Source organism: Companilactobacillus hulinensis (assembly GCF_003946555.1).
Taxonomy (GTDB): Bacteria; Bacillota; Bacilli; order Lactobacillales; family Lactobacillaceae; genus Companilactobacillus; species Companilactobacillus hulinensis.
The window spans coordinates 61,056-73,326 of sequence record NZ_RHOO01000005.1 but is presented as its reverse complement, the minus strand read 5'-3'; the positions used below and the strand labels follow the sequence as shown (position 1 = coordinate 73,326).

Below are 12,271 nucleotides of genomic sequence, written 5' to 3'. Positions count from 1 at the left end.
TTCACCTGCTATGAAAGTGATGTTAGAGCTTTAGCTCTTACAACACCGGGCGAGTTTGGAGACTTGTCGAACTTAACAAGGCTTCAAACCGAGGATCGAGACCACGGCTCGATCCGTTCCGCATAGCAGGTGAAGATTCTCATTCCTGGAGACGGAAACCAAACGCAAAACAAAACAAGACAAAAAAAAGACCGATATCAGGAGATATCTGCCTTCTTTTATTCTAAATACCATCCGACTCTTCATCATCGTTTTGATTAGTTGAGTCATCATCCATAACGAAATGTTGTGTACCCTCTTTAGAGATGGATACTAACTTATCCGCCATGTCATTGGCATCTTCATATGTTGAATAGATTGATTCAAGCAATGATCCCAGATTACATCCAGCAACTGTTTGAATATTTTTATTCTCATATGAGATAGCAGCAGCAACTTTGAATGGTGTTCCTCCAGCTAAATCTGTAAACATGACAAATTGTTGATCAGGTGCAGCATCTAAAACTTTTTCAAATTCTTTTTTAAGATCCTTATCTGACATACCATCCTTGAAGTCAATGAATGACCAATTATCAGGAATTGCACTCAATAAATGCAGCGCAGCTTGCATACCAGATGCGAATCCACCATGACCACTTACAATTAGATTAATTTCAGTCACTAATTAGTTACCTCCTATTACATCCAACCAAGTGCAGACATTACAATGGCAAGTACGAAAGTTAAGACGATCAACCAGATTGGGTTAACTTTCTTTCTTAATAGCCAATATAGTAAGAATACAAAGGCAAATGGTAGGATATTTGGAAAGATCTTATCTAGCAATTGTTTCTGTAGGTTGATAGCTCCGTTACCAGCACCGATATTAATAGTCAATGACATCTTAACGTATGAAGCAATCAAACCACCGATAACAGTTAATCCAAGAATTGATGCAACGTGTGAGATAATCTTTGAATTATCTTCGATAACATCAATAGCTCTAGTACCTAAGTTATAACCTAAGTGAGCTAATGGAATACGTGACCAGAATAGGAATACGTATACGGCGAAGAATAGCAATGGTCCAAGGACGTTACCATTCTTAGCGATTGATGCAGCAATACCACCGGCGATAGGCATGATAGTGAACCAGAATATGGCATCACCAATACCAGCCATAGGGCCGAACAAAGCGTTCTTTAAACCTTTAATAGTTGTACGATCAACGTGATCTTCTTCCATTGTTAGTAGAAGTCCCATAAGGATAGGGTACAAAGGTGGTGAACTGTTGATGAATTCCATGTTATCTGTCATAACATCTTTCAAGCCTTGTTTATCATCTTTGTAAATCTTTTCCCAGAATGGGAGTTGGGCCCATGTCCAGCCTGGGGCATGCATACGTTCATAAGAGAATGATGCTTGAACCAAGTTTGAACGGATACCTAACATGGAAATTTCATGATTAGTAAATAAACTCTTCTTTTTTCCGTCTTTTTTATCAGACTTTACATCTTCAACTTTAGATACCATCTTCCATGTCATCACCTTTCGTCTCAAGTTCTTTCAACTTAGCTTCAGTTTTCGCATCGCTACGACTTCTGTAGTATTCGATCATTGCGAATACAACACCAATCAAAGCAACAGGTAAAACGTTGCTAAATGGAATCATTGAAGCAACAACAAATCCGATCAATAGATATGGGAAGTATTGTGGTTTCAACATAACTTTTAGTAACATAGCAAAACCAACGGCTGGTAAAATACCACCGGCAAGTTCAAATCCGTGTGTTAACCATTGAGGCATTGATGTAACTAGTTGGTGCATTGGTGCTTGAGCAGCATAGGCACTCAAGAATGCAACAATACCGAATGACAATACAACGATAATAAGCGGAATATAGTTCAAGCGCTTAAATGACTTTGCGTCTCCCTCTTCAGCATACTTGTCAAATTTTGACATGAAAAGTGAGAATGATGAATAGTAGAACAAAAGAATATATTGCATAAGCATAGCAAATGGTAATGATAGACCAATAGCTGTTGTTGGTGCAGTGTTATTTGATGCAGCAATAACAACGGTCATAATACCACATAGTACTGTGTTTGGTGGTTGTGTACCACCAGCAGGAGTTAGTCCGGCAAAGGCTAATTCAGTAAGTCCACCGGCAATAACACCTAGCTGTAGATCTCCTAATATTAATCCTGTAATTGTACAAACAATGATAGGTCTGAAAATGTAGAATGCCTGTAACCAGCAATCAAGTCCAGCAATCATTGCCCAAACTGCAATCAGGATTCCTTGTGTTAATGTAATCGTCACTTAATTCACCCCCGTAAATAAGTTCGAAACTTATAACTATTCAACCTTGCTCAAAAGATCATCAGTAATAGGATATTGCTTGTCTCCTGGGTAATCTTGAATGTAAATCTTGACACCAGCATTTGCTAAAGCAAGAAGATTGTCCTTATCAGTAGCATCTGCATAAACTTTCTTCGTAATTTCAGTCTTGCCTTGGGCAAAGTGCATATTACCAACGTTGATTTCCTTGATTGGCACACCTCCTTTTACTAGAGTAAGTGCATCAGCAGGTGTTTTTACAACGATAAATATGTGTTGTCTATCAGCAGCTTTACTGATAATTTTGATTGTCTTCTCCAATGTGAAGAAACGAATTCCGGCACCTGATGAATCAGCAGTAGTAGACATCAACTTTTGTTGAAGTGTATCATCTGCAGCAGCATCATTAGCAACTAGGATCAAGTTTGCACCTAAGGACTTTGTCCATGTAACACCAACTTGTCCGTGAACCAATCTGTTATCAATACGAGTTAACAAGATATTTGCAGCCATATTTTTCACCTCCCTTCAATCGAAACAATTATTTAAACATGTTATATAATGTTCTATATTTGTTTCTTATTGTGTAAATTTGTTTATTTATGATAACGGTTCCATTATATTCCAGCTTAACGGTATGTCAACGCATAGAACCGCTTTCACAAGTCATCATTGTCTGTAAGCCAGTCACTCCAGTTGAACCATGACGTAAAAACTTCTTTGTGAAATAAATATAATTATATTATGCTCAAAAAAGCCAACTGGTATTTTAATAAAATGAAATTCCATTACTAATATAGGTAGAAAAGAACCAACCAGTAGAAAATATGTTCGATAACAAGTTGTGCTGATTGCTTTTGTTCAAATCACTTGTAACTATCTTAAATATTTTTAAACAGGCGTACCTAGCAGATATATTTCTCAAAAAAAGTTGATTCATGTTGACAACGAACAGTTTCGATGCTAAATTATGTTTGTAACGAACAATAGTAAACAAAAAGAGGTGATCTTTTGTTAAAAAAGGAACGCTTTCTAAAGATTTTGTCGGAATTAGACCAGAATGACATCGTCACTGTTAATGAACTAACTTCCCTATTAGATGTATCCGATATGACGATACGTCGTGATCTTGAGGAATTATCCGAATCCGGAAAACTTATCCGTATTCACGGTGGTGCCCAAAAGATCAATGTTTCTCCATTAGAAGAAGCTTCGCATCTTGAAAAACGTGAAGTTCATATTAAAGAGAAACAGGAAATAGCCAGATTAGCAGCCAATGAAATTCGTGATTTCGATACTATCTTTGTCGGTCCTGGTACAACATTAGAATTAATTGCTCCTTATATTAAGAACGTTAATTCTTTGCGGATTGTAACCATAAGTATTCCTATCTTTGAAAGTTTTAAAAACGCTGACGTTCAATGTGAGTTGATCTTAGCTGGCGGAATTTACCGGAGCAGATCAGGAACTTTGATAGGTGCATTAGCAAGTAATGCTGTTAGTGGACTGAAGTTCGATAAGGCATTCGTCGGTGTCAACGGTATTCAGAATTCACAACTTATGACCGCAAACACTGAAGAAGGACGTATCCAAAGCGTTGCTTTAAACAATTCTCAGACGAAATACATCGTGGCTGACAAATATAAATTAAATCGTAATGATTTTTATACTTTTTATAGCTTAGACGATATTGATTATCTGATTACTAACAAGAGTGCTTCTTACGAAACGATAGATTACTATCAACAATATGTAAGAGTTATCAACGATAACAGGAGGAATTAATTTATGAAAATTGCATTAGCTTCAGACAAAGCAGGATTTGAATTAAAGGAACATATCAAGAGTTACTTACAAGGCGAAGGCAAAGGTTATGAAGTTGTTGACCTAAGTGAAAAGCCAGCTGCTGATTTCGTAGATTCATCAGTTGAACTTGCACACTACATCCTTGACGGAAAAGCTGATCGTGGCGTTATGTTCGATGAATATGGAACAGGCTCAGCCATGGCAAGTAACAAGATTCATGGAATGGTTACAGCTAACGTTGTTGAAGAAAATACAGCTCACATGACAACACAACATAACGGTGCTAAGGCTATCGCAATGGGTGCTGGAATCGTTGGACCTAAGAAAGCTGAAGGAATCGTTGATTCATACTTAGGTGTTAACTATGCTGGTGGACGTCACCAAATCCGTCTAGATATGCTAGAAAAATTAATCTAATAAATTTCACAATAGAATTACATAACAGGAGGAATATTTTATGATTATTGCACTAGGAAACGACCATATTGTCACAAGTGTTAAAATGCAAATTTCAGATATGTTAAAAGCTATGGGTAACGAGGTTATCGATGTTGGTACATACGATAATACAAGAACTCACTATCCAATATACGGACTACGTGTTGCTAACTTAGTTCGTGATGGAAAAGCCGATTACGGTGTTGTACTTTGTGGTACCGGTGTTGGTATCTCAACTGCTGCTGACAAGAACAAAGGTGTTCGTGCCGCTTTGGTTAACGATACAACAACTGCTAAATACGCAAAGGAACACTTAAATGCTAATGTTATTAGTTTTGGTGGTGCCGTTGTTGGTGAACATTTGGCTGAAGATATCGTTAAAACTTATCTTGCTGCTGATTACAAAGGTGAAGATGACGACCTTGTTGCTAAGATCGATGCCCTTGAACCAGACAATCCAGAACAACACGACAATCCACACTTCTATGACCACGAAATGAAGTTATGGAACGAAGGATACTATCACGACTAGAGAGTAAGAGAGCGGTGAAAGCCAGGAAATTTTGAGCACTGCCTAGGATAATAAATGTGACACAAGGTGTTACATTTATTATTCGTAGCAGGCGCAGAAATTTGGCTTTCTTAGCTCGTTTTCACTACTCTTGTGTTAGGAAAAGGAGCTTTATCCAATGAGTAATTCTGTTCTTACAATTACAATGAACCCTTCTGTTGATATCTCTTACCCACTAGATCATTTGAAGATCGACACGGTCAACCGTGTTAAAGAAGTTTCAAAAACTGCTGGTGGTAAAGGTCTTAATGTTACTAGAGTTCTAAAGCAATTAGATGTTCCAGTAACAGCTTCTGGTATTATTGGCGGAACCATCGGCCAATATATCTTGAATCAACTCGACGCAAATAACGTCGATCACGCATTTATGAAAATCAATCAAGAATCTCGTAACTGTATTGCAATTCTGCATGACGGTGGAGATCAAACTGAAATTCTTGAATCAGGTCCTAGTCTTACAGAAGATGATGAAGAAAGCTTCTTGGAACATTTCGAAGAACAAGTAAGCGGTTTCTCACTAGTTACAATTTCTGGAAGTCTACCTCAAGGCTTGTCAACTGCCCTCTATACAAAGATGGTCAAAGTTGCTGCCAAACATAACGTACCCGTAATTCTAGATAGTTCTAACGAAGCTCTGAGATTAGCACTCGAAGCTGACGTTAAGCCATTCATGATCAAACCAAATCAAGACGAAATAGCTCAACTTATAGGCAAAGAAGTTGTCGACTTGGACGACTTGAAGGAAAAGCTAGCAACCGAAGAAATATTCCAAGATATTCCTTGGGTAGTAGTATCACTTGGATCACAAGGTTGTTTTGTAAAACACATCGATAAATTCTTTAAAGTAAACATACCTAAGATCCACGCCGTTAACCCTGTTGGTTCGGGTGACTCTACTGTTGCCGGCCTTGCCGCTGGTATTGTAAATCATGAAAGTCCAGAAGACGTTATGAAACGAGCAATGACTGTTGGCATCTTGAACACCCTTCAAGAAAAAACAGGATATATTGACATTAATCAATATAAAGATTATTTTGAAAAGGTAAACGTAGTTAACTACTAAATTGTTTTAAAAAATCGGAGGAATGAATTAAATGACACCAAATAAATATGCAGCACTTGAAAAAATGTCAAACAAAGACGGAGTTATCGCCGCACTTGCTATTGACCAACGTGGTTCACTAAAGAAAATGCTAGCCGCAGCTTCAGGCAAGCCAGCCAACGAACATGATATCGTTGAATTCAAGAAGGTTATTTCTAAGGAATTAACACCATATGCTTCATCAATCTTGCTTGACCCAGAATATGGACTTCCAGCATCAAAATTACGTGCTGATGGTTCAGGACTTCTAGTTTCATACGAAAAAACAGGATATGATACAACAGAAGCTGGTAGAATGCCAGATTTGATCCCAGAATGGTCTGTACGTCGTTTAAAGGAAGCTGGAGCTGACTCAATCAAGTTCTTGCTATACTTCGATCCAGATGAAGACAAGACAATTGTTGATCACAAAGAAGCATTTGTTGAAAGAATCGGTTCAGAATGTGCTGCTGAAGACATTCCTCTATTCGTTGAACTTGTTACATACGATGACTCAATCAGTGACGTTGCTGAATATGCAAAGGTAAAGCCTCACAAAGTTATTGAAACAATGAAAGAATTCTCAAAACCTGAATACAAGATCGATGTTTTGAAGGTTGAAGTTCCTATTAACCTTGACTACGTTGAAGGATTCAATGGTGACAACAAAGCCGTTTATACTAAGGAAGAAGCTGTTAAGTACTTCAAGGAACAATCAGATGCTACTGACAAGCCTTATATCTTCTTGAGTGCCGGTGTTACTGCTGAAGCATTCAGAACAGAACTTAAGATGGCTAAAGAAGCCGGTGCTAAGTTCAATGGTGTTCTTTGTGGACGTGCCACATGGAGAAACGGTGTAGAACCATTTGCTAAAGATGGTGAAGAAGCCGGTAAGAAGTGGATGAACACTGAAGGTAAGAAGAACATTGATGAATTGAACGAAGTATTAGCTGAAACAGCAACTTCATGGAAAGAAAAAGTTTCAAAAGACTAATTATAAATAAATAGATGTTTCGACATTAAAAGGCAATCTCGTTAAGAGGTTGCCTTTTTTAGTTTTGTCTTATTTTGTTTTGGTTTTCCGCCTACAGTTGAAAATAACAATCCTGCTGTTGGACCATCTTCAGCCATAAAGCGGTCTGAAGATTCGCTTTTGAACTCTGCATGGACCCGCAGATTTCAAAAGTCGTCCTGTGCTGTAAGTCCGGCAGATCACCGGCCAACAGCACCTTCACAGCGAGATTGTTGTTCTCAACTTCCAGCTAGTATCTAATTATCACTATCTAAATCCAGATAGCCCATTACTTAAATAAAATCAATAACACAGACGGTCTTCCATTCTGTTACCTACTAAATCACGTTAGCTGAAGGCCACGAAATATTTGATCAGCCGTGAAAATTCCGTTGAACGGCGATCTACCCGTTCTTACGGAATGGGACGAGCTTGGAGATTTGCGTAGCAAAGCTTCAAGTCGAGACTCCAGACCTTGGCTGGAGTCGGTCCCCACGGCAGATCAAAAGTTTCGTGACCGAAAGTGGCAAAAGAACGCTTACCCCACCTGACTAGTACCATCCGCATAATTCAACGTAACGCCAGATTGAACATTAAAGATATAAACATTGAAATGAACCGCATCACTGCCAACTGATTGAGCTTCCATCTGGACACCACGTGCCAATAACTCGTCACCTCTGAATATCGGTGTTACACGATACCTTATATAGTGACTATTACTTTGTTTCAAATAATAAGCGATGTCCATTTCATGAGCCAACATCTCAGGGCTATTCAACGAACGAGTCCCTGTGATCAAGTTCTTAGGATTATTATTTTGACCTGTTAATTGATAACCGATCAAGTGACTTCTATTGTATAACCATCCCGAGCTGATTCTCTTATTATGCCAACCTGTTGGATTCCATGTTAACCCTTCCCGTTTGGCTGTTGGCATCATCGAAACGTTTAACAGAGCATTTGCGGCCGTTGCACGATTAAGATTATCCAGATTACCATATGAGTCCCACGAACCACGAGCTGTCGATAAGTCATCTTGAGAGAAATTTGGATTATTATTATTTACAACGATTTCTTGTGTGCCTGTATAATCCAGGTTTGCCAAGCTCTCAGTTGAAGAGGTATCAGAATTATTATTACTATATGTAGCCTTGTCGTGCTCACTTAAATAATCTTGATCAGAAGCAATCTTGTTTTGAAGCTTCGCAATCGACTTCTTAAGCTTCTTATTACTTTTTTCTAGCTTGTCAGCCTTCTTCTGATATGAATAATCTTTTTTAACCGTTTCAGTTTTGGCTGTATCTTTACTATCAGTCGATTCAGTATCTGAACATCCCGTTATCGACACTGCCAATAAGGCAACAGCTAAGAATTGTAATGTACGTTTCATTTTCTACACCTTAGCCTTTCTGTAGCCAGCGTTGATGGCTTCTTGTTCAGTTTGGAAATAAACTGCATTGCTTGAATTCATATTATATCCACGTTGTCCCGGAACATGATAAATATGGGAATTCTTATTACCGACTATTTGTCCTGTACTGGCAGTATTCATATCCCCGCGTGAACCTGTACTAGAATTTGTTGCTATTTGTTGCTGTTGAGCTTGTTCTTCTTGAGCTCTTTGAGTAGCTGCGGCTTGTTTTTGCTGTTGGGCTTCCTGCTCCTTTTGTTGTTTTTCAGCAGCTGCCTGCTGTTTTGCGGCTTCCTTTTTAGCCTTTTCTTCCTGAGTTTTAATATCATCTACTTGATCAGAAGTTTTATTAGCCTGTTTGGTTAATTTCTTCTTCTTAGCCAACAAAGCCTTATGTTCCTTTTGAGCAATTTCATACTTATCTTTGCCAATATATTTAATCCTTTGCGCAGCTTGAATAACATTAACTCCAACATTATCCAGATCAGTAGCAAAGCTAACTGCAACAAATGACATAACAATAATTAAACTTGCCAAAATAAACTTAAAACGTCTACTGAATGAATGCATCCCCATTTCCCCACTTTCTAAGATTTCAGATTAATACTAATTATCCTTCAACTATGATAATTATTTATATCGTAGAATTTAATCAATACGATCATCTACTAAACAAAATCAGCTGAAGTATTTCGTAACCGCAAGCGTCAACCACACCACCACAATCACATAATATCAAAAATAGCGGCTCAATTGGAAACAATCCTTGAGTCGCTATTATTTAATTACTTGTTCATCATTACTTCCAAAATAGTAGGGTCTGTTTGCTTGAATCCTTTAGTTACCATAGTTCCTAATCCTCGAATCGAATCATCTACATTTTGATAGATCAATCCATTACTGGCAGGAATCGTAATGCCTTGAATAGCTAGGTTAACAGAACGATACATTGATGAGATCGATGTTGCGACCTTCATAGCACATGAACAGCCTGCACCATCACAGACCATACCGGCAGAATCACCTATCATATTCTGAATGGCTGATATTGCCATTTGATAGTCATTTTTCAATAAATATATTGAGCCAGCAGCAGCTCCCATGGCAGCTGAATCAGTTGCACAAAAAGCTGATAGAACTGGTAAAAATGCATGGATATATAATGCCGTCAAATGTGATAATGTCAGGGCCTTGATCAGTCTCTCATCATCTGCTTTCACGTAATCAGCCACAACACAAACTGGTACTGTAGCGCTGATACCTTGATTCCCAGAACCCGAATTAGACATGGCTGGCAATTGTGAACCACCCATCCTAGCATCTGAAGCAGCGGCTGTATATGAAACCATCTTGCTGGATAAGTCATCCGTTACAGCATTCAAAGTTTGGTTATTCAACGACTTGCCAAGCTTCAAGCCATAATCATTCTTGAGTCCATCTTCCACCAATGCCATATTCAGATCAGCGGACTTCTTCATAAATTCGATATTCTCTAACGGTTCTGTTTGGCAGAACTCCCAGATATCAGCTAATTTGATTGTCTGCAAGAACTGCTTCGTAGCTGATACTTCATGTGCTGCTGGACGTTCTTTAGCAAATACATTCTCGCCATTTTTTTGGACTAGGAAAATATTAGTATGACTTCCGGCAATACATACTCTGACCGTATCTTCTTTGTCAGTAACACTAACCTCAACGTACAAGTCATCGTCCACATCAGCAACTTTGACCTTAACATTTCCAGAATCAGTCAAATCATAAATATCTGGTAAATCTGAATCCTTTAAATCAGCAATGACACTCAAACCTGCGCTAGCATCACCGGCAACAATTCCTGTTGCTGCAGCAATCACCAATCCTGGTCTTCCGGTACCAGGAACAATGACAGCCAGTGCATTCTTCATAACATTTTGAGATACCGCCACTTCAACCTTTTGAATATCTCTATTATGCAAATAAGCCATACAATTAGCGGCCGCATATGCTACAGCAATAGGTTCTGTACAACCAGTCGCAGCTACGACCCCAACACGTAAGGATGTTAACAACATTTTTCGAGTATTTTCTTCTAAATTCATGAGAACGCGTCCTTTCTTGCCCTCGAACGAAAGCGTTTCCAACCCAATCCTGCCTAAACATAACACAAATAACAAAAAAAGACGACCACTTTTCGAAGTGATCGCCTATTGTTGCTCAAATAGCTATTTTTTAGAATCCTGAATGAACTTGAATGCTTGTTGTCCAGCCTGGCGACCAAAGATAACTGTTTCGGCGATAGAATTACCACCGATACGATTATTACCATGGAGACCACCAGCAATCTCCCCGGCAGCGAACAATCCCATAATCGATTGTCCATTCTCTTTGAGAACCTCTGTCTTATCATTAATGGCCACGCCACCCATTGTATAATGGACAGCTGGCGCAATATGGATCGAGAAAAACGGTCCTTGACTGATATTTCTTTCCATACCAGTTGTTCTTCCAAAGTCAGCATCGTTATGATCAGCAACTGACTGGTTCCACTTATCAACTGTAATAATAAGCTTTTCAGCGTCAAGGACGTCCTTTTTCGCCAGCTCTTCAACAGATTGACCAGTTACAACCAAGCCAACCTTATCGTAAAACTCGATTGCCTTAACACGATCACGAATAGTCTGGTCAAGGATCAAGTAAGCTCCGTTCTCATTCAAATCATCAATGGCCGCAGTAACATTCTTACGTGTATCCAGTTCATTAACGAATCTCTGTGCTGACTTATTAACCAAGATAGCACCTTCTCCACGCACTGCCTCACCAATCAAGAATGGATGATCAGTATCTTGTTGAACAGTTGGATGTACTTGGACTTGATCCATATCAACTAACTTAGCACCAACAGCTTCTGCTAGTGTAATCCCATCACCAGTTGCACCCGGTTGATTAGTCGTCTTATAGCCCTTTAAATCAGGACGATATTTTGTAAGTAACTTAGGATTAGCCCCAAATCCACCAGTAGCCAAAATAACTGCCTTGCCCTTGATAGTGGATCTACTAGTGCCAACTTCAATCTCAACACCAGTAACTTTGTCATCATCTTGCAGTAGCTTCTTCACTAATACGTTGGTAAACAAGGGAATCTTCTCAGCCGCAACTTGTTTGAGAAGTTCCGTCACTAAGAATCCGCCAATTGGTGCCATTGAACTAGGACGATGCGTCCGCTCAACACTCATGCCACCGGCTGTTGTTAGGTCAGTTAATTCAATGCCATGTTGTGCCAACCAATCAATTGCTAAGGCACCATGGGTAGTGAAATACTTCAAAAGTTCCGGATTATTTTTCTTACCACCACCAACAAAGGTATCGTGATAAAAAGCGTCCATACTATCGACAATTTTGTGATCCAATTGGACTGAGGTCTCACTGGCATTCATCCCTGAAGAGGCACGAGTTGTATTGCCACCAATAGATGGCATCTTCTCTAAAATAACTGGTGACAATCCTAGTTCATGCGCTTGAATCGCACTAGTCAATCCAGCTCCACCAGAACCTATGATGATCAAGTCATAACTATCTTTGAGTTCTTCTATATCTGTTGGTTCAAATCTAAACTTTTCCGCCATTATAATCTCTGCCTTTTCTTGTCTTTA

Annotated in this window: 13 protein-coding genes; 5 read left to right on the top strand and 8 right to left on the bottom strand. The window is 39.0% G+C overall.

The genetic code is table 11. The annotated features are described in order from the left end of the window. Positions 1-223: 223 nt before the first annotated feature. The 4 genes from EKM66_RS04560 to agaB are packed head-to-tail and all read right to left on the bottom strand — an operon-like array spanning position 224 to position 2,833. A complete protein-coding gene (locus EKM66_RS04560) occupies positions 224-661 on the bottom strand; it encodes a PTS sugar transporter subunit IIA domain-containing protein (protein ID WP_125762139.1) in 438 nt (145 codons plus the stop codon). Between the two features lie 17 nt (positions 662-678). Next, the gene (gene agaD / locus EKM66_RS04555; RefSeq protein WP_225426555.1) at positions 679-1,524 is read right to left on the bottom strand and encodes a PTS galactosamine transporter subunit IID; all 846 of its coding nucleotides are present in this window, start codon (positions 1,522-1,524) and stop codon (positions 679-681) included. Next, positions 1,502-2,302: a PTS galactosamine transporter subunit IIC gene (gene agaC / locus EKM66_RS04550; protein WP_125762137.1), complete on the bottom strand. Its 801-nt coding sequence runs from the start codon at positions 2,300-2,302 to the stop codon at positions 1,502-1,504. Before agaC ends, agaD begins: the two co-directional genes overlap by 23 nt. Positions 2,303-2,338: 36 nt before the next feature. Next, positions 2,339-2,833 carry a PTS galactosamine transporter subunit IIB gene (gene agaB, locus EKM66_RS04545; protein ID WP_125762135.1) on the bottom strand — a complete coding sequence of 165 codons (495 nt, stop codon included), beginning with the start codon at positions 2,831-2,833 and terminating at the stop codon, positions 2,339-2,341. Positions 2,834-3,331: 498 nt separating this feature from the next. On the opposite strand from agaB, the gene EKM66_RS04540 reads away from it, so the two are divergent. The 5 genes from EKM66_RS04540 to lacD all read left to right on the top strand — a co-directional run bounded on the left by EKM66_RS04540 (position 3,332) and on the right by lacD (position 7,210). Next, entirely contained in the window at positions 3,332-4,105 is a 774-nt protein-coding gene (locus tag EKM66_RS04540; RefSeq protein WP_125762133.1) for a DeoR/GlpR family DNA-binding transcription regulator, read from the top strand. Positions 4,106-4,108: 3 nt separating this feature from the next. Next, the gene (lacA, locus tag EKM66_RS04535) at positions 4,109-4,543 is read left to right on the top strand and encodes a galactose-6-phosphate isomerase subunit LacA (RefSeq protein WP_125762131.1); all 435 of its coding nucleotides are present in this window, start codon (positions 4,109-4,111) and stop codon (positions 4,541-4,543) included. A gap of 40 nt (positions 4,544-4,583) precedes the next feature. Next, a complete protein-coding gene (lacB, locus tag EKM66_RS04530) occupies positions 4,584-5,096 on the top strand; it encodes a galactose-6-phosphate isomerase subunit LacB (RefSeq protein WP_125762129.1) in 513 nt (170 codons plus the stop codon). A gap of 157 nt (positions 5,097-5,253) precedes the next feature. Then, positions 5,254-6,198, top strand: a complete 945-nt coding sequence (locus tag EKM66_RS04525; protein WP_125762127.1) for a hexose kinase — start codon at positions 5,254-5,256, stop codon at positions 6,196-6,198. Positions 6,199-6,229: 31 nt separating this feature from the next. Continuing rightward, positions 6,230-7,210 (top strand): tagatose-bisphosphate aldolase, encoded by a 981-nt coding sequence (lacD, locus tag EKM66_RS04520; RefSeq protein ID WP_125762125.1) that lies wholly within the window; start codon positions 6,230-6,232, stop codon positions 7,208-7,210. Positions 7,211-7,766: 556 nt separating this feature from the next. Here lacD and EKM66_RS04515 read toward each other — a convergent pair. The 4 genes from EKM66_RS04515 to EKM66_RS04500 form a co-directional block, all read right to left on the bottom strand. Next, a complete protein-coding gene (locus EKM66_RS04515) occupies positions 7,767-8,621 on the bottom strand; it encodes a DNA/RNA non-specific endonuclease (RefSeq protein WP_125762123.1) in 855 nt (284 codons plus the stop codon). Positions 8,622-8,624: 3 nt separating this feature from the next. Further along, a complete protein-coding gene (locus EKM66_RS04510; protein ID WP_125762121.1) occupies positions 8,625-9,212 on the bottom strand; it encodes a sunset domain-containing protein in 588 nt (195 codons plus the stop codon). A 215-nt stretch (positions 9,213-9,427) separates the two neighbouring features. Next, positions 9,428-10,720, bottom strand: coding sequence for an L-cysteine desulfidase family protein (locus tag EKM66_RS04505; RefSeq protein ID WP_125762119.1), 1,293 nt, complete (start codon positions 10,718-10,720; stop codon positions 9,428-9,430). 123 nt (positions 10,721-10,843) lie between these two features. Next, positions 10,844-12,244 carry a flavocytochrome c gene (locus EKM66_RS04500; RefSeq protein WP_125762117.1) on the bottom strand — a complete coding sequence of 467 codons (1,401 nt, stop codon included), beginning with the start codon at positions 12,242-12,244 and terminating at the stop codon, positions 10,844-10,846. Between the last annotated feature and the right edge of the window lie 27 nt (positions 12,245-12,271).

What these genes read in the sequence shown, in the direction of transcription:
- lacA (WP_125762131.1), top strand. Translation starts at nt 4,109, where the DNA reads ATGAAAATTGCATTAGCTTCAGACAAAGCAGGATTTGAATTAAAGGAA.
- EKM66_RS04510 (WP_125762121.1), bottom strand. Translation starts at nt 9,212, where the DNA reads ATGCATTCATTCAGTAGACGTTTTAAGTTTATTTTGGCAAGTTTAATT.
- EKM66_RS04525 (WP_125762127.1), top strand. Translation starts at nt 5,254, where the DNA reads ATGAGTAATTCTGTTCTTACAATTACAATGAACCCTTCTGTTGATATC.
- agaD (WP_225426555.1), bottom strand. Translation starts at nt 1,524, where the DNA reads ATGACATGGAAGATGGTATCTAAAGTTGAAGATGTAAAGTCTGATAAA.
- agaB (WP_125762135.1), bottom strand. Translation starts at nt 2,833, where the DNA reads ATGGCTGCAAATATCTTGTTAACTCGTATTGATAACAGATTGGTTCAC.
- lacD (WP_125762125.1), top strand. Translation starts at nt 6,230, where the DNA reads ATGACACCAAATAAATATGCAGCACTTGAAAAAATGTCAAACAAAGAC.
- EKM66_RS04505 (WP_125762119.1), bottom strand. Translation starts at nt 10,720, where the DNA reads ATGAATTTAGAAGAAAATACTCGAAAAATGTTGTTAACATCCTTACGT.
- lacB (WP_125762129.1), top strand. Translation starts at nt 4,584, where the DNA reads ATGATTATTGCACTAGGAAACGACCATATTGTCACAAGTGTTAAAATG.
- EKM66_RS04515 (WP_125762123.1), bottom strand. Translation starts at nt 8,621, where the DNA reads ATGAAACGTACATTACAATTCTTAGCTGTTGCCTTATTGGCAGTGTCG.
- EKM66_RS04500 (WP_125762117.1), bottom strand. Translation starts at nt 12,244, where the DNA reads ATGGCGGAAAAGTTTAGATTTGAACCAACAGATATAGAAGAACTCAAA.